The 26,163-nt window shown below is 59.6% G+C and carries 20 protein-coding genes; 10 read left to right on the plus strand and 10 right to left on the minus strand.

Annotated features, from left to right (window positions below):
* Positions 1-42: 42 nt before the first annotated feature.
* Positions 43-678, plus strand: a complete 636-nt coding sequence (locus F1563_RS01490) for a TIGR03085 family metal-binding protein (RefSeq protein WP_002526872.1) — start codon at positions 43-45, stop codon at positions 676-678.
* 27 nt (positions 679-705) lie between these two features.
* Here F1563_RS01490 and gatB read toward each other — a convergent pair whose 3' ends face one another.
* Genes gatB through gatC form a run of 3 tightly spaced genes read right to left on the minus strand, consistent with a single transcriptional unit; the run spans position 706 to position 4,021 of the window.
* Positions 706-2,199, minus strand: a complete 1,494-nt coding sequence (gene gatB, locus F1563_RS01495) for an Asp-tRNA(Asn)/Glu-tRNA(Gln) amidotransferase subunit GatB (RefSeq protein WP_002526873.1) — start codon at positions 2,197-2,199, stop codon at positions 706-708.
* A complete protein-coding gene (gene gatA, locus F1563_RS01500; protein WP_002526874.1) occupies positions 2,196-3,701 on the minus strand; it encodes an Asp-tRNA(Asn)/Glu-tRNA(Gln) amidotransferase subunit GatA in 1,506 nt (501 codons plus the stop codon). Before gatA ends, gatB begins: the two co-directional genes overlap by 4 nt.
* Positions 3,698-4,021: an Asp-tRNA(Asn)/Glu-tRNA(Gln) amidotransferase subunit GatC gene (gene gatC / locus F1563_RS01505; RefSeq protein WP_002526875.1), complete on the minus strand. Its 324-nt coding sequence runs from the start codon at positions 4,019-4,021 to the stop codon at positions 3,698-3,700. The genes gatA and gatC overlap by 4 nt, the downstream gene beginning before the upstream one ends.
* A gap of 153 nt (positions 4,022-4,174) precedes the next feature.
* On the opposite strand from gatC, the gene F1563_RS01510 reads away from it, so the two are divergent.
* Together F1563_RS01510 and F1563_RS01515 are read left to right on the plus strand one after the other, a co-directional pair.
* Positions 4,175-4,786: an ACT domain-containing protein gene (locus F1563_RS01510; protein ID WP_002526876.1), complete on the plus strand. Its 612-nt coding sequence runs from the start codon at positions 4,175-4,177 to the stop codon at positions 4,784-4,786.
* Between the two features lie 6 nt (positions 4,787-4,792).
* Positions 4,793-5,305, plus strand: coding sequence for a VTT domain-containing protein (locus F1563_RS01515; RefSeq protein WP_002526877.1), 513 nt, complete (start codon positions 4,793-4,795; stop codon positions 5,303-5,305).
* Between the two features lie 23 nt (positions 5,306-5,328).
* On the opposite strand, the gene F1563_RS01520 is transcribed toward F1563_RS01515, so the two are convergent.
* The 4 genes from F1563_RS01520 to F1563_RS01535 all read right to left on the minus strand — a co-directional run bounded on the left by F1563_RS01520 (position 5,329) and on the right by F1563_RS01535 (position 8,917).
* Positions 5,329-5,541, minus strand: a complete 213-nt coding sequence (locus F1563_RS01520) for a hypothetical protein (protein ID WP_002526878.1) — start codon at positions 5,539-5,541, stop codon at positions 5,329-5,331.
* 10 nt (positions 5,542-5,551) lie between these two features.
* Positions 5,552-6,499 (minus strand): methionine synthase, encoded by a 948-nt coding sequence (locus tag F1563_RS01525; RefSeq protein WP_230845046.1) that lies wholly within the window; start codon positions 6,497-6,499, stop codon positions 5,552-5,554.
* A 35-nt stretch (positions 6,500-6,534) separates the two neighbouring features.
* Complete coding sequence (mnmA, locus tag F1563_RS01530) at positions 6,535-7,617, minus strand: tRNA 2-thiouridine(34) synthase MnmA (RefSeq protein WP_002533743.1); 1,083 nt, start codon at positions 7,615-7,617, stop codon at positions 6,535-6,537.
* A gap of 94 nt (positions 7,618-7,711) precedes the next feature.
* Complete coding sequence (locus F1563_RS01535; protein WP_081414828.1) at positions 7,712-8,917, minus strand: cysteine desulfurase family protein; 1,206 nt, start codon at positions 8,915-8,917, stop codon at positions 7,712-7,714.
* 91 nt (positions 8,918-9,008) lie between these two features.
* Between F1563_RS01535 and glgX the strand changes: the two genes are divergently transcribed.
* The 7 genes from glgX (at position 9,009) to F1563_RS01575 (ending at position 21,679) form a co-directional block, all read left to right on the plus strand.
* Positions 9,009-11,090: a glycogen debranching protein GlgX gene (gene glgX / locus F1563_RS01540; protein ID WP_002526882.1), complete on the plus strand. Its 2,082-nt coding sequence runs from the start codon at positions 9,009-9,011 to the stop codon at positions 11,088-11,090.
* Positions 11,091-11,274: 184 nt separating this feature from the next.
* On the plus strand, positions 11,275-13,524 hold the full coding sequence (locus tag F1563_RS01550; protein WP_007433836.1) for an alpha-1,4-glucan--maltose-1-phosphate maltosyltransferase: 2,250 nt from the start codon (positions 11,275-11,277) through the stop codon (positions 13,522-13,524).
* A complete protein-coding gene (gene treS / locus F1563_RS01555) occupies positions 13,521-15,293 on the plus strand; it encodes a maltose alpha-D-glucosyltransferase (protein ID WP_002526885.1) in 1,773 nt (590 codons plus the stop codon). Before F1563_RS01550 ends, treS begins: the two co-directional genes overlap by 4 nt.
* Positions 15,290-16,585: a phosphotransferase gene (locus tag F1563_RS01560; RefSeq protein WP_002526886.1), complete on the plus strand. Its 1,296-nt coding sequence runs from the start codon at positions 15,290-15,292 to the stop codon at positions 16,583-16,585. The genes treS and F1563_RS01560 overlap by 4 nt, the downstream gene beginning before the upstream one ends.
* Positions 16,586-16,669: 84 nt before the next feature.
* Positions 16,670-18,604, plus strand: coding sequence for a 1,4-alpha-glucan branching protein GlgB (gene glgB / locus F1563_RS01565; RefSeq protein ID WP_007433835.1), 1,935 nt, complete (start codon positions 16,670-16,672; stop codon positions 18,602-18,604).
* A 21-nt stretch (positions 18,605-18,625) separates the two neighbouring features.
* The gene (locus F1563_RS01570) at positions 18,626-19,420 is read left to right on the plus strand and encodes an NUDIX hydrolase (protein ID WP_002526888.1); all 795 of its coding nucleotides are present in this window, start codon (positions 18,626-18,628) and stop codon (positions 19,418-19,420) included.
* A 213-nt stretch (positions 19,421-19,633) separates the two neighbouring features.
* Positions 19,634-21,679 (plus strand): glucose PTS transporter subunit IIA, encoded by a 2,046-nt coding sequence (locus F1563_RS01575; RefSeq protein WP_002526889.1) that lies wholly within the window; start codon positions 19,634-19,636, stop codon positions 21,677-21,679.
* A 90-nt stretch (positions 21,680-21,769) separates the two neighbouring features.
* Here the strand turns inward: F1563_RS01575 and F1563_RS01580 are convergent, their stop codons facing one another.
* From F1563_RS01580 to F1563_RS01590, 3 genes are all read right to left on the minus strand, one after another.
* A complete protein-coding gene (locus F1563_RS01580; RefSeq protein WP_002527246.1) occupies positions 21,770-24,286 on the minus strand; it encodes a glycoside hydrolase family 65 protein in 2,517 nt (838 codons plus the stop codon).
* Positions 24,283-25,038, minus strand: a complete 756-nt coding sequence (locus F1563_RS01585) for an HAD family hydrolase (RefSeq protein ID WP_002527247.1) — start codon at positions 25,036-25,038, stop codon at positions 24,283-24,285. Before F1563_RS01585 ends, F1563_RS01580 begins: the two co-directional genes overlap by 4 nt.
* 175 nt (positions 25,039-25,213) lie before the next feature.
* Positions 25,214-26,155 carry a tetratricopeptide repeat protein gene (locus F1563_RS01590; RefSeq protein WP_002527248.1) on the minus strand — a complete coding sequence of 314 codons (942 nt, stop codon included), beginning with the start codon at positions 26,153-26,155 and terminating at the stop codon, positions 25,214-25,216.
* Positions 26,156-26,163: the final 8 nt, after the last annotated feature.

Here is a 26,163-nt window from a genome sequence, read left to right on the forward strand (position 1 = left end):
TGGTATTGGCAAGATGGACCCATAGCTTGAAGGAGGACCTGGATGTCCATTGCACGAGACGAACGAGCCGGCCTGGCCGCGGACCTATCACGACTCGGCCCCGAAGCCCCAACGTTGTGCAAGGGATGGATGGCTCGAGATCTGCTAACCCACCTCCTGCTGCGGGAGAATGACCCGCTAGCCATCCCTGGGATGGCCGTCAGCGTCTTTGACGCCGTCGCTCGGGCGCGCGCCGACAAATTAGAAGCCTCAGGATCTTTTGAGGACCTCGTGGCCCGGTTCGCCCATGGTCCAGGTCGGTTCTCGGTCTTCCGTATCCCCGGTCTCGACTCGGCTGCCAACTCCATGGAATACTTCATCCACCACGAGGATTTGCTGCGAGCCCAGCCTGACTGGCATCCGCGAGAACTCGGTCAGCGAGTCGAATTACGGTTGGCTGGCATCATTCGCAAATATGGACGGGCTCTCACCCGCCGCTCCCCCGTCGGCGTGCGTGTCGAGATGGCTGGACACACGGATCCCGTCACACTCCACCCTGGAGATCGCATCGTTACCTTGGTCGGGAAACCCTCGGAAATCATCCTGCTTCTTACCGGACGCACATCAGTGGCCCAGGTGGATGTGCTTGGCGAGTCCGCAACCATTGCGGCGTTTATGCGCTCCGACCACTCGCTGTGAAGTAGCCGGAGCACACCGCCGATTGGGTCAGGAGAGCTTTTCCAGGATGAGCTCCCTGACCCGCTTGGCATCAGCCTGACCCTTCATAGCCTTCATGACCTGACCGATGAGGGCACCAGCGGCCTGCACCTTTCCGCCGCGGATCCTCTCCGCGATTTGCGGGTTCGCGGCGATGGCATCGTCAACAGCGGAACCCAAGGCCGCGTCGTCGGAGACCACAGCCAGACCACGACCGTCGACAACTTGCTGGGGGTCCCCCTCACCAGCAATCACTCCATCAATCACCTGACGAGCGAGTTTGTCGGTCAATGTGCCGTCATCGACGAGCTTCTGCAGCTGAGCGACCTGAGAAGGCGTCATGCCGACTTCGGCCAAATCCACGCCAGCCTCATTAGCACGACGCGACAGCTCAGTCAGCCACCACTTGCGGGCCGCGGTGGGCTGGCAGCCGGCATCGACCGTCGCTTCGAGGAGGTCAAGGGCACCAGCGTTGATAACTGAAGCCATATCTACGTCGGAGAACTGCCATTGGGAGGAAAGACGGCCCTTCTTGGCTGCTGGAAGCTCCGGAAGCTCGGCACGCAACTGTTCAACCCACTCCCGCGACGGCGCAATTGGCACTAGATCGGGCTCAGGGAAATAGCGGTAATCTTCGGCGTCGGACTTGTCACGTCCAGCAATGGTGTATTCGCTGGCCTCTTGCCACATCCGGGTCTGTTGACGGACACTGTGGCCCTCGGACAGCACGAATCCCTGACGCTGGATTTCGTACCTCAGCGCTCGTTCCACAGAGCGCAACGAGTTGACATTCTTGGTCTCGGTTCGAGTGCCTAGGGTCTCGCTACCCCGCGGCATGAGGGAGACGTTGGCGTCACAACGTAGATTGCCCCGTTCCATTCTGGCCTCGGAGACCCCGAGGGCGATCATAATGTCCCGTAGCTGGGCCATATAGGCACGCGCTACCTGAGGGGCTTTGGCCCCCAGTCCACGGATCGGCTTAGTGACGATCTCGATGAGGGGAACACCGGCCCGATTGTAGTCCAGGAGGGAGTGACTGGCACCGGAAATACGTCCGTCAGAACCTCCGACGTGGAGGGATTTTCCAGCGTCTTCCTCCATGTGGGCACGCTCGATCTCGACGCGGTAGGTTTCGCCATCTACTTCGACGTCAAGCCAGCCGTCATAGCAAATCGGCTCGTCATACTGGGAGGTCTGGTAGTTCTTCGTCATGTCCGGATAGAAATAGTTCTTCCGAGCCATGCGGCACCACTCAGCGATGTGACAGTTGAGAGCCAAACCGATCCGAATAGCCGACTCGACGGCATGACCGTTGATGGCCGGCATGGATCCGGGCAGCCCCAAACAAACTGGGCAGACGTTGGTATTGGGATCCTTCTCCGTGTCAGTTGAGCATCCGCAGAACATCTTGGTCGCGGTAGACAACTCGACATGTACCTCTAGCCCAATGACCGGCTCGTATTCGGCCATGACGTCGTCATAGGGCAACAGCTCGTCGGTCATCGCTCTCCCCTCAGCTCGGGGACCTTCGCCAGCAGCGGGGCGCCCCACTTTTCATTTAGCAGTCGTTCCAAGGCTGCACCGACTCGGTAGACCCGATCGTCCGCCATGACCGGCGCCATCACCTGCATACCGACGGGCATGCCATCGGCCCCTGATAGACCGATCGGGAAGGAGCCTGCGGGTCCCCCGGCCATATTGGCTGGGATGGTGCATAGATCGGAGCGGTACATCGCCATCGGGTCAGCGGTGCGCTCACCCAACCGGAAAGCGGTCGTTGGTGTGGCTGGCGACACGAGCACATCGCAGGTCTGCCAGGCCTTCTCAAAGTCGCGTTGAATGAGGGTACGGACTTTCTGAGCCGAGCCGTAGTAGGCGTCATAGTAGCCAGCCGACAGGGCGTAGGTGCCCAACATGATGCGGCGTTTGGCCTCAGCTCCAAATCCAGCACCGCGGGTGGCGCGCATCACCTGCTCGGCAGAATGCTCACCGTCGTCATTGATGCGCAAGCCGTAACGCATGGCGTCATAACGGGCCAGGTTGCTGGACACCTCGGCGGGCTGAATAAGGTAGTAGGCCGGTAGGGCGAGGTCAAAGTTCGGGCAAGAGACCTCGACGACCTCAGCTCCCGCATCGGTCAACATCTCAACAGCCTCATGGAACCGTGCCTCAACCTGCGGGTCGTACCCGTCCCCGGCTAACTCTGTAACGACGCCAACGCGCATCCCGGTCACGTCCGCCTGCCGAGCCGCCTCGACGACCGTCGGGGTGGGCTGATCGATCGTGGTTTGGTCCATTGCGTCGTGTCCAGCAATCGCCTCGTGCAACAGGGCTGCGTCAAGGACGGTCCGAGCGCAGGGTCCAGGAGTATCCAAGGAGGAAGCCATAGCGATGACGCCGTATCGGGACGTCGAACCGTAGGTCGGTTTGATGCCGACGGTGCCGGTGACTGCTCCAGGCTGGCGGATCGAACCCCCGGTATCAGTACCCAGAGCCAACGGGGCCTGGAAGGAGGCCAAGCTAGCTGCCGAACCGCCACCGGAACCACCGGGCACCCGCTCAAGATCCCAAGGGTTATGGGTAGGACCGAAGGCCGACGTTTCCGTCGATGACCCCATGGCGAACTCGTCAAGGTTCGTCTTGCCAAGGATCACCATTCCAGCATCCTTGCAGCGGGTCACAATGGTGGAGTCGTACGGCGGGACCCACCCTTCAAGCATCCGGGAAGATGCTGTAGTAGCGAGCCCCTTGGCGCAGAAAAGATCCTTGACAGCCAATGGAACCCCGGCCAGTGGACCAAGGTACTCACCATCTGCAATGCGAGCATCAATGCGCCGAGCAGTGTCGAGAGCCCCATCGTGGTTCACGAGTAGGAAGGCACGGATGTCGCCGTCGACGTCGTCAATGCGATCCAAATGGGCCCGGGTGACCTCTTCGCTAGAGATCTGTCGCGCCGCAATCCGCTTGCCTAGCTCGGCAGCGGTCAACGTCAGAAGCTCGTTCACTGTGCCTCCTCATCCAGGATGCGGGGCACGCGGAAACGCTGGTCCTCACTGCGAGGGGCCATGGCCAGGGCGTCATCGGAGGACATTGACTCCTTAATGGCGTCCTCGCGGAAGACGTTAGACAGCGGCAGAGCGTGCGAAGTAGGTGGCACGTCGTCGGTGGCAACGGCTGACACTGCGGCCACTGCGTCGAGGATCGCGTCCAGCTGCGGAGCAAGATACGCGGTCTCGTCGTCAGTGAGATCGATGCGTGCCAGGCCGGCCAAACGGACGACGTCATCCGGCGTAAGGGCCACGATGAATCTCCTGGTTGACGGCATGGGGCGGGGATGCCCTCCATCCATCCTAGAGCCATGAGCTGACGTGACCGCGAAAACGACTCCAATGCAGACTGTGACCCACCCCTATGACCCGCCCAAGCATTGCCACGGTTTGGGATCGTCGGGCCAACCCGCAACAATAAGAGCGTGCTCATGATTCGTATTCAGTTGCCAGACGCGCCAGGCTCCCTGGGATCGGTAGCTACCGCTATGGGCACTGCCAATGCTGACATCTCCGCTATCGAAATCGTTGAAAAAGGCGCTGACTACGTCGTAGATGACTTCATCTTGACTTTGCCACCCACCACGATGCCCGACACCCTGGTGTCGGCCTGCGGCATGCTCGACGGAGTGCACGTCCTATGGCTCAGCCGGTATCCGGAGAATTGGAGCATCGAGTCCGACATTGCTACCTTGAATAGGATGTCTGAGGACCCCGAACATTCCGCTGAGATCTTGTGCGGAGCGGTTCCGGTCGTCTTCCACACCCAATGGGCGGCCCTTTTTGATGTTGACAAGCAGGTCATTATTTCGACCGCTCTCGCCCCTGAGTTCACTGCCGAGGGAATCACGCGATTGACCCCCATGGATTGCTCCCACACTGCGGAGTTGGAGGCCGGCTGGATGCCCGGGTGGGGAGATACGGTCATCGCTGTTGTTCCGCTGTCACAAGGGCGCTGCTTAGTTGCCGGCCGTCAGGGTGGGCCAGGGTTCCTCGCTTCCGAGCTCAACCGACTCCAACACATGGCCGCATTGGCCAACTGAGGACGTATGGAGGCTTATCTCACCTGGCAGTTCTGGTACCAGGTCCTCTCGGCCTTCGCCTTCGGCGTCGCGTCAAGTCTCGTTCCAGTCCTCAATTCCGAGTTGTTTATCGTCGGAGCCCTGGGATCACGATTATTAGGCCCCCTCGAGGTTGCATTAGGCCTAGCTCTTGGTCACGGGATTGGCAAGCAGGTCATGTTCGTCGGCATCCGCAAGGGGGCAAACTCAAGATGGGTCAAGCACAAAGAGCCCAAGCCGGTCCCGGAAGGATCTTGGAGATGGCGGATGCGTCGATGGAATGATAGGGCCGCACACATCGTCGAGACCCCACGATGGGGAATGCCGCTGCTGTTCTTTTCTGCTACCACCGGAATCCCTCCGGTATACCTCGTCGTTATTTACGCCGCGACAACCAAAATGAATTTTTGGAGGTTCTCTCTATGGGTAACACTCGGTTTTTTTATACGGTGTTATGTGCTAGCACTAGCCACCCAGTATGGTTTTCATCTTGTCATCTGATGATTAAAGGCTGACAGGGTAGGTCAGCCACCGACGACGAGGATTCGGAAAAAGTAATACCCCACTCCCACTAACACAGCAAGAGCAACACCAAAGGCAATAGGCGCGATAACCCGTTGAATTTTTTTGTGCTTCGTCGTAGGCACTGCCGCCGGGGCCCACTGATTATCACCGACGCGCGGCCGGGTGCGTACCGGAGTCTGGCCGTCAAGATTGAGATTGGTGAAGAAGCCCACGACCGACACCCTACCCGCTCGCCCGGTCGAGCTGTTCGTCGACGAGGTCGCCGGCACGCCTAACAGTACGGCACACATCGGCAGCGTTGTGACGCGACCACCCTGCCAGCCCGCAGGATGGGGTCAGGAAACCGGACTTCAGCAGAGCCGGGGCGATCTCAAGCCGCCGTGCCAACCACAGCACCCGGTCAATAAGGTGATCAACGGGGGGAACCTCGTCCACCTTCATGGTGTCGACAATCCCCATTCCGAGGCGTGCACCAGATTCCACCCACTCAGCAACCCGGTCCAGGTTGAGCGAGGAGGTGACCTCACACCACACCGTGGAGAATCCGGCTTTGTGGGCCAACTCCCACGGTACAGGCGTCCCGCAGCAGTGCATGCTTACCTCGGCCTCTCCGCAACCTGACACAACGGTCTGCCACAGCTCCACCGCTGTCGAACCTGCCATAGCTGGATGGCGATATAAGCCAGACTGGGTGGGGATTGCGCCGGAAAGGACTGCGGGGGCCGAAGGCTCGTCGACCTGCAGTGTCCAGGTAATTTTCGGCATCCGCCGTCGCAGTTCGGCTACGAGCTGGCTGATCCCTTCAGCCAGACTGGCAGTGACGTCGGCTAGTGCTGATGTGTCGGCCAGAACCGACTCCCCTGCTCTCAGGTGCAGGCCGGTCGCCAGGGTGAGGGGCCCAGCGAGCGAGATTTTGACACGCGCCTCTTCGTCAGCCAGAACCTCCTCGAGATCGTCGAGGTCGCTACGCAACAAGGAGCGCGCCGACCGAGCGGCATGGTCGGTAGAATCAGCCAACCGCCATCCCCCTGGCCCGTGGTCGACTGGAAGGTCCACCAGCACAGCTGTTGCCCGCCCAATAATCTGGCCACCTACCCCACGCCCAGGTAGCTCTGGCAGAGGTATGAGCTGGTCAAATGTTTCCGCCATCGCAGCCAGACTTCCGCGCATGTCAGCGCCCGGTAAGGAGCCGATTCCGGTCGCAATCATGCTGCCTGCTCCGCCGTCGTGCCGGCGCGGTCAGTACCGCAGATGGTGGCCGATCCGACGACGAGGTCACCGTCGTAGAAGACGGCTGCCTGGCCGGGGGCGACTCCACGCAAGGGATCTTCCAACTCGACGGATACCCCGCTAGGAACCGTGGAAATTGTGGCCGGTACCGGGTCTCCATGGGCTCGAACCTGGACCTGACCGTGCCAGGTGTCGGCAGGCTCACCAGAGCACCACACTGGTCGAATAGCCTCAATGTGATACACGGTCAGCCCCTCGGCGCCTCCAACGACCACGGTATTGTTGACCGGCTCAATGTCCAAGACGTAGCGTGGCTTGCCGTCGGGAGCTGGGACTCCCAATCGCAAACCACGCCGCTGGCCGATGGTGAAGCGGTGATAGCCGTTGTGGCGGCCCACGAGAGCACCGGATTCGTCGCGGATCTCACCGTCGGCCGAGCCGATTTTTTCTGACAGCCAACCGGGGGTATCCCCGTCGGGGATGAAGCAAATATCGTTGGAGTCGGGCTTATCAGCCACCGACAATCCCAGCGCCGCTGCCTCCTGACGCACATCCGTCTTGAGGGAATTCCCGAGGGGAAATAGCGAGTGAGCGAGCTGGTCTTGGTCGAGGACCGCCAGCACATAGGACTGGTCCTTACCGGGATCAACTGATCGATATAGCTTCGTTACGCCGTCAATGACCTTTGCCTGGGCATAGTGGCCAGTCGCGACAGCGTCGTATCCGAGGTCCAGTCCACGCTCAAGCAGGGCCGCGAACTTGATCCTCTCGTTGCAGCGCAGACAGGGGTTTGGAGTGCGACCAGCCTGGTATTCGGCAATAAAGGGGTCAATAACCTCCGCAGCAAAACGGTCCGAAAAATCCCATACATAAAAGGGGATTCCTAGCCGATCGGCAGCTCGCCGAGCGTCGAAGGAATCTTCCAGCGAGCAACACCCTCGCGACCCCTCTCGATGAGAGCGCGGGTTGCGTGACAAGGCCAGGTGGACCCCAGTAACGTCGTGCCCAGCCTCGACGAGGCGGGCTGCTGCGACAGCGGAGTCAATTCCTCCCGACATTGCGGCGAGAACCTTCACTGTGTTGTCCTCTCACGGTGTTGTAGCGGATTGATCTGATGCCCGGCGAGCTTCGATGATAAGGCTTGACGCCGACTCACCGAGCCCCGCTTGCCTTGAGTATTGCCGCGGGTAAGACGGCGAGCAAACGATCGATATCGGCATCGGTGGTGGTGTACCCGATCGAAATCCTCAGTCCCGAGGAGGCAGCATCTTCGTCTCTGCCCATGGCAAGCATTGTAGGGGAAGGGCGCGATACCCCGGCATGGCAGGCCGAACCGGCAGAAAGGTCAACGCCATCCCGGTCAGCAAGCATGACAACGTCAGTCCCGCGGGTTCCGGCAATACTGATATGGATGATCGATGGGCTGGTCAAGGGTGCATCGTCAATAGCTACCTCGGGCTGTTGACGACACCACGCAATAATGCGTTCCCGCCAGGATTGGTATCGGGCCGTCATGGCGTCGAATTCATCGAGACAGGCACGTAGGGCGGCGGCGAAACCGCACGCCAGCGCCACCGGCTGTGTCCCCGATCGAATGCCGTATTGCTGGCCTCCCCCTGGAGAAACCGGATGCAGTTCCACCCCCCGTCTTACCCAGAGTGCTCCAATCCCGACCGGGCCACCGATCTTGTGAGCGGAGAAAGATGCGAGATCTACCCCCCATTCGTCGAGATCGACAGGGATGTGGCCAAGGGCCTGGACGGCGTCGGTATGCATAAGAGCGCCTGTCTGGTGAGCTGCCTCAGCGACCCGCGAGATGGGCTGGCAAACTCCGGTTTCGTTGTTGACAGCCATGACGGATACGACGTCAAGATTACCGGAGTGTTCGACCAACTCGTCCGGGTCGACAAGCCCAGCGTGGTCCACCGGCAGCAACTCGCATCGCGGACCAAGAAGCCATGGGGAGGACAGCCCGCCGACGGCAGGATGCTCGACCGCAGATACCAGCGCGCGGCCGTCGCGAACAGCTCCCATCACCGCAAGCATGTCCGACTCAGTTCCTCCGCTGGTGAACACGATCTCGAGCGGACCGACCCCGAGCAAGCTGGCGATTTCCTCGCGTGCATCCTCCAGAAGTGCTCGCGCTGCGCGGCCTGAACTGTGAATGGCGCCGGGGTTACCGGACGCCGCACACGTCATTGCCTCCAGCGCCTCGCGGCGTAGTGGAGAGGTTGCTGCATGGTCGAAATAGGCACGATCGGGATGTACTGATTCGGGCTTCAGTAGCGACATACCTGTCCTTCCTGACGACTCTTCGACGCTACTGCCCGACAGCAAAGCATGGAAAGCGCGCATCATCGCCCTTGCGAACGTAACAGCCACCTCAGACTAAACTGTTTCGTCGGCCCGCTGACGTTCCGGCTAGTATCCCCGACGAAAGGCCCCTACTGTGACCGACACCAACACGGCGTCATTCGACACCAGCGCCTTGGGCTCAACCCTCGTAGACGGCGGCTGCCGCTTCAGACTGTGGGCACCTCGCGCAGAGCGTGTCGAGTTGGCACTTGTGGCAGATAACGGGTCACAGGTCAACCACGACATGACCAAGGACGAGCACAGTGTCTGGACCATCGAGGTCCCCGACGTCCAGGCCGGTCAGCGCTATGGATATCGAGTCCACGGCCCGTGGGATCCCGACTGTGGCATGAGGTTCAACCCTGCAAAACTACTGCTCGACCCTTATGCGAGGGCCATCACGGCTGGTGTCGACTACCACGGCCCGGTCATGGACCATAGTCCGGAATCCAACTACGAGCCTGACCCGACCGATGATGCGACATCGGTCCCGCTCGCCGTTGTCGTTGAGGATTCCGAGCCGCCTATGCCGATTGCGTACCGCCACGACATCAGTGAGTCGGTCATTTATGAGACCCATGTCAAGGGCTACACCCGCCTGCATCCCCTCGTTCCCGAGCATCTGCGCGGGACTTATGCCGGGCTTGCCTATCCGGCTGTGATCGAACACCTCAAGTCAATCGGGGTCACAGCCATCGAGCTACTACCCATCCAGCAGTTCGTCTCCGAGCCATTCATCGTTGGACGTGGCCTGTCCAATTACTGGGGTTACAACACCTTAGGGTTCTTTGCTCCTCATGCTGCCTACTGCTCCGTTGGCTCGATGGGGGCCCAGGTGCGCGAGTTCAAGGATATGGTCACCTCTTTCCACAAAGCCGGTATCGAGGTCTTCCTAGACGTCGTCTACAACCACACAGGTGAGGGCGGCCACGAAGGACCGACTCTGTCCTTCCGCGGCATCGATCACGAATCCTACTATCGCCTCACCAATGATCACCGCAATGATTACGATGTCACTGGCTGTGGCAATTCCGTGGACACGTCTCATCCGGAGGTCCTTGCCATGGTCCTCGACTCCTTGCGTTACTGGGTCACCGAGATGGGCGTCGACGGGTTCCGTTACGACCTTGCCACCACCCTCATCCGTGACAAGTCTCATGGGGTCGATCAGAACCACCCGTTTAAGCAGGCTTTGGTCAAAGATCCGGTTCTCAACAAGGTTAAGCACATTGCTGAGCCCTGGGACCTCGGCCCATATGGCTACCAAATGGGTGCCTGGGGCCCGAACTGGAGCGAGTGGAACGACCGTTTCCGCAACTATGTCCGCGACTTCTGGCGTGGTGCTGTCTACGGAGTTGAGGAGTTGGCAACCAGGCTTAGCGGGTCGCCGGACCTTTATGGTCAGCCGACATCCAGCGTCAACTTCATAACCGCTCACGACGGCTTCACGATGCGTGATCTGGTCACCTACGACATGAAGCACAACCAGGACAATGGTGAGGATAACCACGATGGGTCCGATGACAACCGGTCCTGGAACTGTGGTTGGGAGGGCGAAACTACCGACCAGTCCATCGTGACGTTACGGCATCGGCAGGTGCGCAACCTGGCGGCGACCTTACTACTAGCTACCGGCGTGCCGATGATCACCGCGGGTGACGAAATGGGACGTACCCAGCAGGGCAATAACAATGCCTATTGCCAGGACTCCCCCATCTCATGGATGGACTGGGACGATGCCGAAGCGTGGTCCGACGTGACTGACCTCGTCAAGACGATCACGGCGTTGCGCCGCGAGCACCCTGCTCTTCGTCCATCGATGTACCGCCATCATGATCCGATCGGTGAGGCGAGCGATTCGCGCCCGCGGCGTGCTGATCTAGCGTGGTTCTCCGGCTGTGGCGGGGAAATGGTAAACAACGACTGGCATGATGAAGGTCGCCGCACCCTCGGCATGTATACCAGTGACGACGATGAGGCCTTCCTCATCTGGTTCCATGCCGGTAATCACCCGACCGAGATCATCTTGCCGAGCGCCCCGTGGGGCGAGTCGTGGCAGGTGGTGGCTTCAACAGCCCTACCTGGGGAGATTCCCGACGAGGCGGTGCCGGCCGGGCTATCGGTCACTCTGCCGAGCAGGTGTGTCGTTGTCATGCAAACCTCCCATTCCGTCTGACCGCATCATGACGCGCCAAGCGCCCAATAGACGGGGAAACGTTCACCTGCCGATCTCGTCGTGTTGGGCCCCTCAGTTAGTGGTCAGTGAGCACTTCGCCCCCTGCAAAAAGGCGGCTCGAACCGGCACCGGCTGCTAGTCCGAATCATGACGTGTCGGAACGGGCCACGGTAGCCTGTGCCGTGTGTGGAGGATCAACAGGCAAGACCGCCGTCACGACGAGAACGGTTCCGACGACAAAGAAGTGCCGGTAACTCCCCCTGCCTTAAAACTATCTGCTGCGGAACCATCGCCTGAACCGGTGTCTCCCGCTGCCCCCGACAACTCCTCTGAGTCAGCTCCTACTCCCCAACCATCACTGTCGCCAGAACCACCGGAGTCTCAGGCGCCGCGTCACGCTGCCGGGCATGCCTCTGGCGGCGAGGGTCTCACCGAAGTTATGAGCGCTATCGATTCTCCCGGACGCCCACCACTGCGCGGATTTGGGCGCATTCCTGTCCACAACGTCCATCCTGAGGTCGAAGGTGGCCACCTGCCGATCTACTCTGTCGTCGACGAAGAGTTCGAGGTCACCGCGAATGTTTTCCGCGAAGGCCACGATGCCGTCGGAGCCAGCGTCGTCCTCACCGATCCCGAGGGCAACCGTCACGTCACTGATATGCATCAGGTCGAGCCCTGGGGATTAGATATTTGGAAGGCCCAAGTCTGCGCTGACATCGAAGGTGACTGGACCATGCACGTCGAAGGCTGGTCAGACACCTGGGGCACGTGGCATCACAATGCCGACGCCAAGCTCGCCGCTGCCATCGACGTCGAACTGGTATGTGCCGAAGGCCATGCCCTCATGAGCAAAGCGGTCAAGCACGCCGAGCAAACTGGTGACATCGACGCCCTCACGGCCCTGCGCGAGGCCGACGCCAATCTCACTCCTGACCGTGCCCCCGACTCACTGCGCCAGGTCATCAACGCCTACGCGTTCTGCGAAGCGATGCGGGCCTATGCCCCCCGGACGCTCACCTCGCCCACTGCCCCGACCCCATTGCGAGTGGAACGACGTCGGGCCCTCTACGGTTCCTGGTATGAATTCTTCCCACGCTCCCAGGGCGCTCACATAGATGCCGACGGGCGCTGGGTTTCGGGCACTTTCGACTCCTCCTGGGAGCGCCTGAACGCTGCCGCCACGATGGGATTCGACGTCGTCTATCTGCCGCCGATCCACCCTATTGGCACAGCCTTCCGCAAGGGCAAGGACAATACCCTGGCCCCCGCCTCGGACGATCCGGGATCGCCGTGGGCTATCGGTTCGCCCGATGGCGGCCATGACGCTATTCACCCTGACCTTGGCACCTTCGACGACTTTGACCGTTTCGTCGCCCACGCCCATGACCTGGGCTTGGAGGTCGCCTTAGACTTTGCCCTGCAGGCCTCCCCGGACCACCCGTGGGTGCTCCAGCACCCGGAGTGGTTCACGACTCGCGTTGACGGCACGATTGCCTATGCGGAGAATCCACCTAAGAAGTATCAGGACATTTACCCGATCAACTTCGATAACGACCCAGACGGTATCTATCAGGAATGCTTGCGGCTACTGGAATTGTGGATCTCTCACGGCGTAACGATCTTCCGGGTCGATAACCCGCATACTAAGCCCGTGAATTTCTGGGCCTGGTTAATGGAGCAGGTTCACCGTCGTCACCCCGAAGTCATCTTCCTGGCGGAGGCCTTCACCCGCCCCGAGATGATGGCTGCGCTGGCCAAGGTGGGCTTCCAGCAGGGCTACTCCTACTTCACCTGGCGCACCGCCAAGTGGGAGCTTGAGGCGTACCTCGATGAGATCTCTCACCAGACCTCGCACTTCTACCGTCCAAACTTTTTCGTCAATACCCCCGACATCAACCCGATCTATCTCAACAACGGCAACCCTGCCGGCTTCGCTATCCGAGCGATCCTGGCTGCGACGATGAGCCCGTCGTGGGGCATGTACTCCGGGTTTGAGATTTGCGAACACGAGCCGCTGCCCGGACGAGAGGAGTACGCCCACTCGGAGAAGTACGAATACCGGCCCCGCGACTACGATTCCGATCCGAACATCACGCTGCTCGTCACTCGCCTCAACGAGATCCGTCGGGCTCACCCGGCGCTGCAACAACTGCGCGACACCACCATCCATCACGCTCCACACGACGACGTCTTCGTGTTCTCCAAGAAGGCAGGAGACGACGTCGTGATCGTCGTCATCTCCCTGGATCCGGTATGGGGTGTTGAATCTCAGATCATGCTCGATATGGCTGCCCTTGGCCTCGACCATGACGACATTTTCGCCGTCCACGATGAACTCACTGGAGCCGACTTCACGTGGGGTCAGCAGGCCTTCGTCAGGCTCTACCCCGCTCAGCCCGCCCACATCCTGCACGTGCGAAAAACCACTCCATGACCCGTTCCCCCTACACTCCGGCCGAGGAGATCCCTAAGGCCCTGGCTCCCACCGGGGTTCTTGGACTGACCTCGGCCCAGTTGCAGGCCAAACTCGACGAGATCCACCCGATCGGTTCCATCGACCGCACCGAGACGGAATGGTTTCGCACCGCTGTCTTCTATGAGGTTCTGGTGCGATCTTTTAAGGACTCCAATGGTGACGGGATTGACGACTTCAAGGGGTTGACGGAAAAGCTCGACTATCTGCAGTGGCTCGGGGTGGATTGCCTGTGGTTACCACCCTTCTACGACTCTCCTCTGCATGACGGTGGTTATGACATCCGTGACTACCGCTGGATCCGTGAGGAGTTGGGCACCATTGAGGACTTTAAGGTTTTCCTCGACGCTGCCCACGACCGTGGCCTTCGCGTCATCATCGACTTCGTTATGAACCACACCTCGGGTTCCCATCCGTGGTTTCAGTCTTCACGCGCCGATCCTGACGACCCCTACAGTAACTACTACGTATGGTCGGACACTGACGATGCCTACTCTGACGCTCGTATTATCTTCTGCGATACCGAGGACTCGAACTGGTCCTGGGATTCCGAACGTAAGCAGTTTTACTGGCACCGGTTCTTTCATCACCAACCCGACCTCAACTTTGAAGAGCCTCGGGTTATGGAGGAAATGCTCGGGGCCGTCCGCTTCTGGATGAACTTAGGTATTGACGGGTTCCGGCTCGACGCTGTCCCGTACCTTATCGAAGCTGAGGGCACGAACTGCGAGAATTTGCCAAAGACCCATCAGATTCTCAAGCAGTTGCGCGCCATGGTCGACGAGGAGTATCCGGGCCGCATTCTGCTGTGTGAGGCCAATCAGTGGCCTGACGGCGTCGTCGAGTACTTTGGTGACGGCGACGAATGCCAGATGGCGTTCCATTTCCCCGTCATGCCACGCCTGTACATGGGACTGCGTCGCGGCTCACGAGAGTGCATTAGCAAGATTCTAGCCGACACCCCACAGATTCCAGAGGGATGCCAGTGGGCAACCTTCCTGCGCAACCACGACGAACTCGCCCTCGAAATGGTGTTCAAAGAGGATCGTCAGTACATGTGGGAGGGGTATGCTCCCGAACCCCGGTGGCGGTGCAACTTGGGTATTCGTCGTCGCTTAAGCCCCCTCGTCGATAACGACGACGCGAAAGCCCGGTTGCTTAACGCCATGTTGCTATCTTTACCCGGCTCTCCGGTGCTGTATTACGGCGACGAGATTGGCATGGGTGACGATCTCTGGCTGTCTGACCGTGACGGTGTGCGCACCCCAATGCAGTGGGATGATTCGGAGACGGCCGGTTTTTCCACCGCCCTTCCCGAGGACTTCCATCTACCTCTCATCCACACTTTTGGTCACGATCCCGAGCACGTCAACGTCGCCCGCCAGATGGACGATCCGTCCTCTTTACTGGTCTGGACACGTGCCATGCTCGGTATCCGTCGCCGTCACCCTGTCTTTGGGACTAGCGAGTTCATCGATCTCGACGGGGCAGACACAGCTGTGATGTCCTTCCTGCGTCACAACGAGCACGAAACGATCCTGTGCCTGGCTAATCTCTCCGATACCGAGCGGACGGTTGTCCTTCACCTTCCGCAGTTCGCGGGCGCGACGGGCTCTTCCCTCATCCATGGCCAGGACGTGCAACCGGTGGAGGCTGATGGAACGTTGATCGTGCCGTTATGGCCGTATGGCTATCGATGGCTGCAGATGTCTGTTGAGGAGAAGTCATGACCAGTTGGGACAGCTCCACCGTGAGGGAACGCATCTGGGACCATATCCGTGGCGCCCGATGGTTCTCGGGGAAGGGCCGATCGGGTGCCCTTGCCGGGCTGCTGCCGTTGGCTCCCGTCGTCAACGAGCAGGAGCTGCGGGTGCTCCCTGTCATCGCGCAGGTTAGTTATCCGCAAGCCCCCGACGAGTATTACCAGTTACTGTTAGCGCTGCGTCCGGGACGCGTTGCTGGTCTGGCCGAGGTAGTCGTCGACGGACAACCTTTTACCGCCACTGACGCCACTGAGGATCAACCAGCTCTTACCGCGTGGGCTCGCACCATCCTCGAAGGCACCCCGATCGCCACGGACGGATCCTGGCAGCTACATCGCCGTCTAACGGCCGCCAAGCCGGTGTGGTCTGCTGAGCGATTCGGGGGTGAGCAGTCGAACACCTCGATCATGGTGGGCGATACCATCATCAAAATGTTCCGTCGTCTGGAGCCCGGCGACAACCTTGACATTACTGCGCATGGTGCCCTCAACGACGCCGGGGTTTCATTGGTGGCCAAATTGTATGGCTTTATCTCCGGGAAGATCCCCGCTGAAGAAGACATTCCGACCGATCTGGCCATGATCGTCGAAAGGTTACCGCAGCCCCAAAACGGCTGGGAACTTATCACCGCTAAAGCAGCCGATCTCGTCGACGTCACCGACCTTGTTGCCGACTTGGGACGCTGTCTACGCACCATTCACGAAACGCTAGGGCAGACCTTTGGTACCGCCAACATCGACGGGGCGCGCATCGCTGACGATATGATGCGTCGCCTCGACGCTGCCGTTGCCACTGTGCCGATGCTGGCTTCCTATCAAGACACGTTAGCCTCCCGGTTCGAGAAACTGCGCGGACGCCAACTCGCTGCCCAACGAGTCCATGGAGACTTTCATCTCGGCCAAACCCTGCTGACACCCGACGGCTGGCGGATCATCGACTTCGAGGGGGAACCCCTCAAGCCTCTCGCTGAGCGACGGCTGCCGGATTCTCGCTGGCGTGATGTCGCGGGGATAACGAGGTCGTTGTCCTACGCCACCTCGGCTCATGCCAGGCCGACAGCCCCAGAGACTCTCGCTTGGACGAACCGTGCCAGCGAGGCGTTCCTGACCGGCTATGGTCGACCAAATACCACTGAACAAGACGTATTGGCCACCTATGAAGCCGACAAGGCTAGTTACGAAGCCGTTTACGAAACCCTCAACCGACCGACATGGGTAGACATTCCACTGTCGGCTATTCGGGCAATGCGGCAGGAGTAACGGTGCTCAAACCCATCCGCAGATTTCCGTCGGATCATCGAACCGACGATTACGCCCACACCAATGACACGCCAGGAGGATGCCATGGCTCACGATGAGTTTGGAGGGCTCACCGGTTGGGATCTCGAGGGGTTCCACTCTGGTGGGGACACGGAGGTGTGGAAGAGGCTTGGTTCCCACGTCGTCACTATCGACGACGATGAGCGCGGCCCTATCACCGGCACTCGCTTCGCAGTTTGGGCCCCAAATGCCCAGGCCGTTGAGGTCATCTCCGACTTTAACTGGTGGACTGGTGACCGAATGCGCCTCATCCCCGGCTCCGGGGTCTGGGGCACCTTTATCGAAGACGTCAGGGAAGGAACCCTCTATAAGTTCCGCATTCAGGACCAGTGGGGCAACTGGCACGAGAAGGTTGACCCGATGTCCCGCTATTCAGAGCAGGCTCCTCAGAATGCATCTATCGTCACTGAATCCCACTACGAATGGGATGACGACGAGTGGATTGCCTGCCGTAAGGTCTCCCGCGCTCACGCTGAACCGATGAGCATCTACGAGGTGCACCTGGGCGGGTGGCGTCACGGGTTGAGCTACCGTGAACTGGCTGACGAGCTGGTGAGCTATGTCGCTTGGCAGGGCTATACCCATGTGGAGTTCATGCCATTGGCCGAGCACCCGTTCGCTCCCTCCTGGGGATACCAAGTCACCGGGTATTTCTCTCCCACTAGCCGTTACGGATCTCCCGACGACCTGCGCTACCTTATCGACAAGCTGCACCAGGCCGGCATCGGAGTCATCATGGACTGGGTTCCCGGCCACTTCCCGAAGGACGACTGGGCCTTGGGACGCTTCGACGGCACCGCCCTCTATGAGCACGCCGATCCACGCCAAGGCGAGCACATGGACTGGGGCACCTACATCTTCAACTACGGCCGAAACGAGGTGAAATCCTTCCTTGTCTCGAACGCGCTGTACTGGGTCAGCGAATTCCACGTCGATGGTCTGCGCGTTGACGCCGTCGCTTCGATGCTTTACTTGGACTACTCCCGTGGGGAGGGACAGTGGTTGCCCAACAAGTATGGCGGCAAGGAGAACCTGGAGGCCATTGACTTCCTGCGCTACGTCAACTTTCACCTATACTCACGCCACCCTGGCATCCTCATGATTGCTGAGGAATCCACCAGTTTCCCCGGCGTCACTAAGCCCGCCAATGACGGAGGACTGGGATTCGGGTTCAAGTGGAATATGGGCTGGATGAACGACTCGCTGCGATACATGGAGCTCAACCCGTTCCATCGCCAGTACCACCATGGTGAGATGACCTTCGCGATGGTCTACCAGTATTCAGAAAACTTTATCTTGCCGATTAGCCACGACGAGGTCGTGCATGGCAAGGGATCCATAATCAACAAGATTTCTGGTGACGACTGGCAACAATTCGCGTCCCTGCGAGCCTTCTATTCTTATATGTGGTCCTTCCCCGGCAAACAGCTGGTGTTCATGGGTCAGGAATTTGGTCAGCGCCACGAGTTCAACGAGTCGATGAGCCTCGAGTGGTTCGTCGCCGACCTGTGGGGGCACGGCGGTCTCAAACGCCTCTTCCGCGACCTTAACAAGATCTACAAAGAAAACCCGGCGCTGTGGCAGCTCGACAACGATCCGCGCGGATTCGAGTGGATCAATGCCGACGATGCCGGCAATAACTTGTTTTCCTGGTTGCGCCGTTCCGATGACGGATCGACGATTGCCTGCTTCACGAATTTCTCTCCCAATCCGCAGACCGACTATCGTGTTGGTCTGCCAATGGAGGGTGTCTGGACGGAGATCCTCAACACTGATTGCCTGGAGTACGACGGTACCGGCAAGTTCGGCAATCTCGGCCAAATCGTGGCTACCCCACTGCCAGTTCCCAATCATTTCCCTGCGGTTGCCACAGTGTGCGTTCCGCCGATGGGATCGGTGTGGCTGCGTCACGATCCCTCGGCAACCGCTGCCCTGCCCGGCGATCCGGGCATGCAATGACCGTGCCATAGGAGGAATTTCGTGGTCGATGACGAGTCCGGTTTTGAGGATTTTAGGATCCAGGTGGAGGTGGTGGATGACTACGGTCGGTTACTCCTTGATGATCCGCCGTATCCGGAGGGTCTGACGCGTGCCATCTCACTGGCTTCCGACGACGCCATTATTGGCCACGACGTGCGTCGCCTCGAGGCACGGGTGGCCGTCGATGATGGTGAAGTCGTCCACGCCTTGCACCGCGCTGGGTACCGTCGCGAGGGTCGGCTGCGCCAAGTGCGCGTGCGTGGAAACGGATGGGTGGACGAGTACGTCTACTCCCGGCTGGCAACCGACGAGGTTTATACCCGTACCGGCCACACCGGAATGCTCGATTCCGTCCTACCCACCAAACGGGTGATTTCCCATGTCCTCCTCCGCGATGATGCCGGACGAGTGCTGATGTGCGAGACGACATATAAGCCGGATTGGGAACTGCCCGGGGGCGTCGTCGAACCCGGGGAATCTCCGCATGCCGGAGCGGTTCGGGAATGTCTTGAGGAATTAGAGGTCGCGCTGGACGTTCCGGGCACGCCGACTCTCATTGACTGGATGCCTCCGGTGCTGGGATGGTCCGATGCCATCGAGTTCATTTATGACGCTGGTGTGGTCGACCCAAGCCTCTCCAAGGTCATGCAGCCGGCCGATACGGAAATTGGCCGGCTGCACTGGGTCGGGCCGGAACAGCTGGCCGATCACGTCACCGCGCTGTCAGCCAGACGCATCGCGGCCATTTTGTCCGATCGCACTCCTTGGGCTACCGAGAATGGATTCCCTGTGTGAGGTCGACGTCTGGGGGTTCGGCTGTCTCGGTCCTGACTCGGATCACCGTGGCCTCTTGATTCCTCAGAGTTCCTAGACGACTCACGGCCGCCGCACAGTTGGATCGAGCAGGTGACTAACTATGATTCGCCCCGGCGTGCTAGCAGCATCCTGAGATGATTACACTTCTACTTCGCTGTCCCTGGACAGCGGTATCACAGGAGGACCACATACATGTCATCACCCGCGTCTCAGATCGTGGATGCGGTGGGCGGATCCGGCAACATCGTCAGTCTCACCCACTGCGCCACTCGTCTGAGGTTCCAACTTCGCGATTCTTCACCTATCGACAAGGCTGCGGTCGAGTCGATCCCCGGCGTCATGGGAGCCGTTCCTCAGTCGGGCAATCGTTACCAGATCGTCATCGGAGGCGCCGTCGCCGGCGTCTACAACGACATTATGGATCTGCCCGTCATGAAGGAGCTGTCGCTCGGCAGCGGCAATCAGTCCGACGCGGACGTTAAAGCCGAGCACCGCTCCAAGGGTCCCCGAGGCAAATTCTCATGGCTCGACAACCTTTTCGAGTACCTTTCAGATTCCTTCCGGCCCATCATGGGTGCCTTGCTCGGCGCGTCCCTGTTTATCACCTTCATGGCCCTCATGGGGTCCATGGGCATCATCGGTAACTGGGCCGACTCGCGCATCATCCTGCCCCCGAGCTGGCAGTTCGTGAACCTGGCCTGGCAGTGTGTCTTCTACTTCCTGCCGCTGCTGGTCGCCTACAACGCCACCAAACGTCTCAACGCTGACCCGTGGGTCGGTTTCTCCGTCATGGCTGTCGTCATGCTGCCTGCGTTCACCGAGCTCGGCAAGGCTGCCCATCCGCTGGCCCTCGGCGGATTCAAGGTCAACGTCGTCGACGTCTTCGGTCTGCCGCTGACGATATTCAACTACGGCTCTCAGGTGTTCCCGCCCCTCATCATGGCGGCCATCCTGGCCCCGCTATACAAATGGCTAAAAAAGATCATCTCCCCCAACGTTCAGATGATCTTCGTGCCCTTCCTAACGATGCTCATCATGATCCCGTTGACGGCTTTCCTGATCGGTCCCATCGGCGTCTACGCCGGTGCTGGACTAGCTAACGGCCTTAAAGCGGTCAATGACGTCAGCCCCTTCATCTTCGCGGTCCTTATCCCGCTGCTCTACCCCTTTATGGTGCCGCTGGGTCTGCATTGGCCGCTCAATGCTGTCATGCTGCTCAACATCCAGACTCTCGGTTACGACTACATCCAAGGCCCGATGGGCGCATGGAACTTCGCCTGTTTCGGCGCCACTTCCGGTGTCCTCTTTCTGTCCGTCCGCGACAAAGACGTGACAATGCGCCAAACCGCCACCGGTGCGCTAGCTGCTGGTCTGCTGGGTGGTATCTCCGAGCCCAGCCTCTACGGCATTCACTTGCGCTACAAGAAGATCTATCCCTCTATGTTGGTCGGCTGTCTCGTCGGCGGTGTCATCATCGGTGCCGGCGGGGGTCTGCATACCCCGGCCTTCATCTTCACCTCATTGCTGACGGTCCCGGCCTTCGACAAGATCGGCCTGTATGCGGTGGCCATCGCTGCCTCGTTCTTCACCGCGATGGCTCTAGTCATCGTGCGCGACTATCGTGACGACGACGAAAAGGCTGCTGCCAGGGCCCGTCGCCGTCAGGCTAGCGCTCACGCGGCAGAGTCGACCGCCGTTGCCCCAGCTGCTACCACCGAACCGACAACCGAGTCTGCCACAGTTGAAGGAGTCGAGACCCCAACCGCGGACGAGGTCGCATCCGAGGCCGTCACCATCACCTCTCCGCTCGTGGGACGTGCCGTGCCGATCTCTCAGATCCCCGATCCGGTCTTCTCCACCGGTGTCGTCGGTGACGGCATCGCCGTCGAGCCCGCCAACAACACTGTTGTCTGCCCGGCCGATGCCACCATCGTCACCGCTCCTGATTCTGGCCATGCTTTCGGGCTCAAGCTGGATTCGGGTGTCGAGCTGCTCATCCACGTCGGCATCGATACCGTCGAGCTCGGTGGCAAGGGATTTGACGTCAAGGTTAAGGCCGGCGATCACGTCAGCGCTGGTCAGCCCCTGGTTGTTTTTGACCCAACCGTCATCGATGAAGCTGGATACTCCAAGATCACCCCGGTACTAGTGACTAACGGGTTCGACTACTCCAACGTTACCGGTATTCCTGCCGACGACGTCACAACGAACACCGCCGTGATCACTGTCGTGAAGTGAGTCCGTGGTGGCCCGGGTGACCGGGCCACCCTCGCACCCCCACGACATGGCGGAGGCCGGCACCATAAGTGGTGCCGGCCTCCGCCATGGTTACCAGTCTCGCGACGTCGGGATTGGAGAAGAAACAATCGTCTCAGCAATACTGCCCGGAACCTCAGCGGTAATGAGAGAACCATCAGCCCGACGCAGGCCCGAGATCGGATGGGTAACCCGCAAGCTAGGACGCAACGGGCCCTGATCTAATAGCGGTACCCTGACCGGCTCAACCCCAATGTGGTAAAGCTCACCGCGCACTGTCACGTCGCGATCATGGCCCGAAAGTATTTGAAACGTAATGGCGTCACGTTCCAGGTATACAAGCATGTGAGAATCACCAATGAGCATGTGATGCTTGATCGACGTCCACTGGGCCGGAAGTCTCGGATCGAAACGCAGATTCTCCCGATCATTGCGCATGCCGACGAAACCGTGCACAAGACATCCCCACACTCCACCTGCCGAGGCAACGTGAACCCCGTCCGAAGCGTTGTGATGGGTATCAGCCAGGTCACAGAAAAGAGCGTCAAGGAAGTAGTCCATCGCCATCTCCTGGTGGCCGACTTCTGCCGCCATCACCGACTGGCCCACCGCCGACAGACTCGAATCGCCCGTGGTGATGGGATCGTAGTATTCAAAGTCTGCAAGCTTGACGGCCTGAGTGAATTGATCCCCCTGCAAGAACAAAGCCAGCACAACGTCTGCCTGCTTGAGCACCTGGAATCGGTAGATCACCAGCGGGTGGTAGTGCAGCAGTAGCGGCCGCTTGTTATCAGGGGTGTTCTTGAGGTCCCAGAGCTCACGTGAGAGGAATTGGTCATCCTGAGGATGGATGCCGAACGTGTCGTCGAAGGGGATCACCATCCCCGCCGCACACTCCTCCCAACCACCAACCTCATCTTCGGTGAGGTCTAGCTCTAAACACAGGTGCTCGTACCACAGCGGGTCCTCATCACGCATTCGCCTGATGACACCAGCAGCATCAATGAGGTTAGCCCTCGCCATGACATTGGTGTAAAGGTTGTTGTTAACGACAGTGGTGTACTCGTCGGGCCCGGTAACCCCGTGGATGTGGAATTCTCGACCACCGTTAATGCGCCAAAAGCCTAGATCAGCCCACATTCGGGCGGTCTCGACGAGAACTGGTGCCGCGTCCCGGAAGAGGAAGGTCTTATCCCCCGTCGCTCGGGCATGGTTCATAATCGCATGGACGATATCGGCATTGATGTGATACTGAGCCGTACCAGCCGCGTAATAAGCGGATGCCTCCTCACCGGTGATTGTTCGCCACGGGAAGAGAGCTCCCCGTTCAGACAATTCCCTAGCCCGGTGCCGGGCTTGCGGGAGGGTATTAACTCGGAACCGCAGCGCATTCTCAGCGATTCGTGGATGGGTGTAGGTCAACATTGGGATGACGTACACCTCGGTATCCCAAAAGTAGTGACCTTCATATCCTGACCCCGTCACACCCTTTGCCGGAATGCCAAGTTGGTCTGCGCGGGCCGATGCCTGAGCGATCTGGAAGAGGTTCCACCTTACAGCTTGCTGAATACCGGTTGGGGCGCCCCTAACCTCAACGTCAGCCGTCATCCAGTAATCGTCAAGCCACGCACGCTGCTCGTCGTAATAGACGTTGTGTCCCTGTTCGCGCACTCGATCCAGGCTGCGACGCACTCGGTCGAACAGTTCATGTACCGGCACACCGCGAGATGTGTGATAAGCCACGGCCTTATCGATGCGAATTGGTCGGCCTTGGGTAGCCTCAATGCGATATACCCGTTTCCCGATCCCAGGCTCAGTATCGATAAGGGACTCATACTCGTTCTCCGTGATGATCTCGTGATCGGCACCTACGGCTAGGGTCATCCCCGATCGTGCGGTGCAGAATCCCAAAATCATGCGCTTATGAGAATGCCAATCCTTTTGCGGAATCAGCACCTTGTCGGCAAATTTACGAGTTTGGCGAGGGTCGGCAGCCTTCTCAGCGTCATCAGGTCGAGCGTGGTATTCGTCCATACCGTCCTGACGATTAAGGATCTGCGAGCTAATGACGATCGGGGCGTCGCCCTCGAGCATCGTCACTTCGATACTTATCAGAGCCATATGCCGGTGAGTAAAAGAGACCATCCGCGAGGTTGCCACTCGCAGCAGCTTGCCAGCCGGGGTGCGCCATACCAGTTCACGGTGCAGGACACCCTCACGGAAGTCGATCCACCGTTTATATGACTGGATCTCGTTGACGCTGAGCAAGAGCGGCTCGTCGTCGACGTAGAGCTTCATAAGTTTGGCATCGGGGACGTTAACAATCGTCTGACCGGTACGTGCGAAGCCGTAGGCATTCTCGGCGTGATGGATGTCCCAGATTTCATGGAATCCATTAATGTAGGTGCCGTGGCTGAAAGAGTCACGGCCTTCAGATGGATTACCGCGCATACCGAGATAGCCATTACCGATCGAAAACAGCGTCTCTGTCGTACCTAGATCATCTGTACTGGGAACGGTCTCAACAATCGCCCACGGATCGTCGGGAAAGCGCCACCGATCCATCGGGTCGGTGCCCGTCCGCGTCATGCCATCTCCTCAGCCATCTCGTCCAAGTCATCCACTACTCGGTCGGCACCGGCTTCGCGCAGCCGGTCAGCGCCTATGCCACGATTAACGCCAAGCACCATTCCAAAGCCTCCAACAACTCCCGCGCGGACTCCCGACACCGCATCCTCGACGACGACGCACTGCCCAGCAGGCACGCCGAGAAGCTCTGCCCCTCTCAGGTACGTATCGGGGGCAGGCTTGCCGGGCAATCCTTCTACCTTGGAGAGATTACCGTCCACCAGCACCGTGAAATCCTCGGCCATCCCAGCAGCTTCAAGTACTGCTGCGGCATTGCGTGACGACGAGACCACCGCCATCGCGACACCATGCTTGTGAAGCATATCCACCCAACGTCGGGAACCCGGGTAGGGCTGGATACCATCGCGGACCAGCATCGTATTGAACAGGTCATTCTTACGGTTGCCTAGCCCACAGATCGTCTGGGCGCCGGGGCCGTCAGAAGGGTCACCTTCCGGAAGGGTGATGCCGCGGCTGGCAAGGAAATCGCGTACTCCGTCATATCGGGGCTTGCCATCGATGTAGGCGAAGTAGTCCTCGTCGGTGTAAGGGCTCTGACCTTGGTGTCGCGACAAGCCCTCGTTGAACATCTCCTGCCAAGCACGCATATGAATGAGCGCGGTAGGGGTCAAGACACCATCGAGGTCGAACAATACGGCATGGAACTTCTCATCGAAGGGGGTTGGGTCCATAGTCTCCATGCTATTCGTCATGTCGGGGAAGGGTCATCTCGGTTCGACGTCCAGGAAGAGTGTTTGCGCCCGTGCCTACCTCAAACGACGCGGTGCATCTGACCTCGTTGGCTGAGGCCGGTGGGCTCATGGCGGGAATCGTAATGATGCGGGATTCTGTGCCCCGAGCCCACGCGGATACTCAGCTAAACGAGCCTTAGAACAATGCGGCCGCCAACGAACGGCGAGCTGCGGCAACCTCAGGGGTGGATTGCCCGACCATCGCAAAAAGGTCAAGCAGTCGGGAACGAGCAGTCTCACGCTCCTCGTCACGGGTGGTGCGCACCACCTGGATGATCCGGTTAAAAGCATCAGTGGACCGTCCCCCCATCAACTCCACATCAGCGGCCGCCAACTGGGCGTCAACGTCATCGGGATGTTGTTGAGCGGCGGTCAACAGGGCGGCGGAGTCTTTACCATCCAACCGTCCAAGCAGTGCCGCCCCGTTCCGGCCAGCGATAAGGACGGGATCATTCGGCTCCGAAGCTAGCAATGCGTCATAAGCCGCGACAGCCTCGTCGAACTTCCCGGCCTCCATGAGCTTCTCAGCCTCAACGGTACGAGGATCCGGGCCGACCGATTCCTCGCTGCTCACCTCAACCCTCACCGGTTCTGCGCGTCCCACCATTCCTGCTGAGATCGCTGCCTGGATAACCTGCTCGGTGATCTGGCGGAACTGCTGCTCATCGATGGTGCCCTGAGCCAGCGGGGCAAGCTGACCACCAATGACGGCGACGAGCATGGGGACGGCCTGAACCTTCAAGCTCTGGGCCAGCCGGGGCTGGGCATCAATATCGACGTGCACCAAAAGCCACTTGCCAGCGGCTTCGTCAGTAACCCGGCGCAGGACCGATTCCATCTGCTCGGCACCATGGGCCTTTGGCGTTGTGAATTCCACCAACACCGGATGCTGCACCGATTTTTGGAGTAGCGAGTTGAAGTTTTCTTCGGTGCCTTCGATCACCCAGGTCCTGGCAGTTGCCGAGCCATTAGGGGTAACCGGTCCAGCAGAAGAATCGGCGGACCCGGCTGCGGCTGCCAGCGCCGACAGATCGACGGCATCGTGACGATGAATCGAGTCAGAAGACATGTCGTCCATTCAACCAG

It is taken from the genome of Cutibacterium modestum (genome assembly GCF_008326345.1).
GTDB lineage: Bacteria > Actinomycetota > Actinomycetes > Propionibacteriales > Propionibacteriaceae > Cutibacterium > Cutibacterium modestum.

What these genes read in the sequence shown, in the direction of transcription:
- F1563_RS01490 (WP_002526872.1), top strand. Translation starts at nt 43, where the DNA reads ATGTCCATTGCACGAGACGAACGAGCCGGCCTGGCCGCGGACCTATCA.
- gatB (WP_002526873.1), bottom strand. Translation starts at nt 2,199, where the DNA reads ATGACCGACGAGCTGTTGCCCTATGACGACGTCATGGCCGAATACGAG.
- gatC (WP_002526875.1), bottom strand. Translation starts at nt 4,021, where the DNA reads ATGCCGTCAACCAGGAGATTCATCGTGGCCCTTACGCCGGATGACGTC.
- F1563_RS01510 (WP_002526876.1), top strand. Translation starts at nt 4,175, where the DNA reads ATGATTCGTATTCAGTTGCCAGACGCGCCAGGCTCCCTGGGATCGGTA.
- F1563_RS01515 (WP_002526877.1), top strand. Translation starts at nt 4,793, where the DNA reads ATGGAGGCTTATCTCACCTGGCAGTTCTGGTACCAGGTCCTCTCGGCC.
- F1563_RS01525 (WP_230845046.1), bottom strand. Translation starts at nt 6,499, where the DNA reads ATGCGCGGAAGTCTGGCTGCGATGGCGGAAACATTTGACCAGCTCATA.
- mnmA (WP_002533743.1), bottom strand. Translation starts at nt 7,617, where the DNA reads ATGTCGGGAGGAATTGACTCCGCTGTCGCAGCAGCCCGCCTCGTCGAG.
- F1563_RS01535 (WP_081414828.1), bottom strand. Translation starts at nt 8,917, where the DNA reads ATGATGCGCGCTTTCCATGCTTTGCTGTCGGGCAGTAGCGTCGAAGAG.
- treS (WP_002526885.1), top strand. Translation starts at nt 13,521, where the DNA reads ATGACCCGTTCCCCCTACACTCCGGCCGAGGAGATCCCTAAGGCCCTG.
- F1563_RS01560 (WP_002526886.1), top strand. Translation starts at nt 15,290, where the DNA reads ATGACCAGTTGGGACAGCTCCACCGTGAGGGAACGCATCTGGGACCAT.
- glgB (WP_007433835.1), top strand. Translation starts at nt 16,670, where the DNA reads ATGGCTCACGATGAGTTTGGAGGGCTCACCGGTTGGGATCTCGAGGGG.
- F1563_RS01575 (WP_002526889.1), top strand. Translation starts at nt 19,634, where the DNA reads ATGTCATCACCCGCGTCTCAGATCGTGGATGCGGTGGGCGGATCCGGC.
- F1563_RS01580 (WP_002527246.1), bottom strand. Translation starts at nt 24,286, where the DNA reads ATGACGCGGACGGGCACCGACCCGATGGATCGGTGGCGCTTTCCCGAC.
- F1563_RS01585 (WP_002527247.1), bottom strand. Translation starts at nt 25,038, where the DNA reads ATGACGAATAGCATGGAGACTATGGACCCAACCCCCTTCGATGAGAAG.
- F1563_RS01590 (WP_002527248.1), bottom strand. Translation starts at nt 26,155, where the DNA reads ATGGACGACATGTCTTCTGACTCGATTCATCGTCACGATGCCGTCGAT.